The organism is Pleomorphochaeta sp. DL1XJH-081 (assembly GCF_049310885.1).
In the GTDB taxonomy this organism is placed as follows: domain Bacteria; phylum Spirochaetota; class Spirochaetia; order Sphaerochaetales; family Sphaerochaetaceae; genus CAYZJV01.
Window position 1 is genome coordinate 1 of record NZ_JBMDYO010000100.1, and the last position, 272, is coordinate 272.

A 272-nucleotide genomic window follows, 5' to 3' on the forward strand; every position below is an offset into this window, starting at 1 on the left:
GAGAATAACTTTAAGGAGCCAGGAGTGAGGTACCGTTCGTGGGCACCAGACAGGCAGGAGAGGTTTGTAAAGCGATGGGTTGATGCCTTATCCGATCCTCGTCTCACCCACGAGATACGCTCTATTTGGGTATCATACTGGAGTCAGGCCGACAAGTCTCTCGGTCAGAAACTGGCATCCCGTCTCAACGTGAGGCCGACTATGTGAAGAAGCAATACAATGAAGCATGTTATGATTGAGGAATAAGTACATAGTAAACAAACATAATAAAG

1 protein-coding gene is annotated in these 272 nt (G+C 46.7%); it reads left to right on the plus strand.

Features of this window, described 5'->3' with window-relative positions:
* The coding region (locus tag ACODJP_RS14050) for a catalase-related domain-containing protein (RefSeq protein WP_422482556.1) at positions 1 to 207 on the plus strand (207 nt) is incomplete at its 5' end.
* Positions 208 to 272 lie beyond the last annotated feature (65 nt).